This is a genomic window from Rhizobium sp. ZW T2_16 (assembly GCF_044987325.1).
Classification (GTDB): Bacteria; Pseudomonadota; Alphaproteobacteria; order Rhizobiales; family Rhizobiaceae; genus Neorhizobium; species Neorhizobium cellulosilyticum.
The window spans coordinates 1-813 of record NZ_JBJDRG010000068.1 but is presented as its reverse complement, the minus strand read 5'-3'; the positions used below and the strand labels follow the sequence as shown (position 1 = coordinate 813).

Sequence of the window (813 nt, the reverse complement as noted above, 5' to 3'; positions counted from 1 at the left end):
CGTCGCCTTAAGTTTGGCTATGGCACGGTGATCGACATCGGCCAGGTTTCAGGCGCTGATCGACATGGTGATATCTCGCCATGCCGCGATAGCGTGAGAGCGAAGCTTTCGATGATCTGCTGCGGTCAGATGTTTGCGGTGAAGAAGAAAGAGGTTGGCGATCTGGCCATGGGTGGAAATGAAACGCTGGCATTGCCGTGCCGACTTGAAGCGCATCATGCGCCGTTCGCGTCGTCGCAAAGGCAGGTGTGAATTCTCGGCTCGGTTGTTGAGACCCTTGTGTGAGCGATGCTCGATGCCAGGCATCAGCTCCGCCTTCGCGGCAGAGTAGGACCGCAATCTGTCCGTGACCATCACCCGCGGGGTGGCGCCCTGGCCTTTGAGCAGCTTTCGCATCAGCCGTACCGCTGCGCGCTTGTTCCTTCGGCTTTGCAGTAGCGCATCGAGGACATAGCCGTTGGCATCGACGGCGCGCCACAGCCAATATTTCTTTCTCTTGATCGTCACCAACATCTCATCAAGCTGCCACTTATCGGCAAAATGGCCTCGCGAGCGCCGGCGAAGTTGGTTGGCGAATTTGAGACCGAACTTCGCAGCCCATTCCGACACGGTCTGGAACGAGACGTCAATGCCGCGCTCGGCAAGCAGATCTTCGACGTCACGAAAGCTGAGCGGAAACCGGTAATAGAGCCAGACCGCATGGGCAATGATCTCGGCGGGGAAACGGTGGCGTCTAAAGTGAGCAGGCGAAATCTCGGTCATGGTCACTGAATACCAGCACGGTCACAACAAAGTCGTTAAGCCGACGCTACC

General features: G+C 57.4%; 1 protein-coding gene. It reads right to left on the bottom strand.

Annotation, left to right across the window (positions count from 1 at the left end):
* Positions 1-48: 48 nt before the first annotated feature.
* Positions 49-762, bottom strand: coding sequence for an IS6 family transposase (locus ACI3K0_RS30750; RefSeq protein WP_404946985.1), 714 nt, complete (start codon positions 760-762; stop codon positions 49-51).
* Between the last annotated feature and the right edge of the window lie 51 nt (positions 763-813).

Excerpts from the sequence above, each read along its gene's own strand:
- ACI3K0_RS30750 (WP_404946985.1), bottom strand. The coding sequence starts at position 762 with ATGACCGAGATTTCGCCTGCTCACTTTAGACGCCACCGTTTCCCCGCC.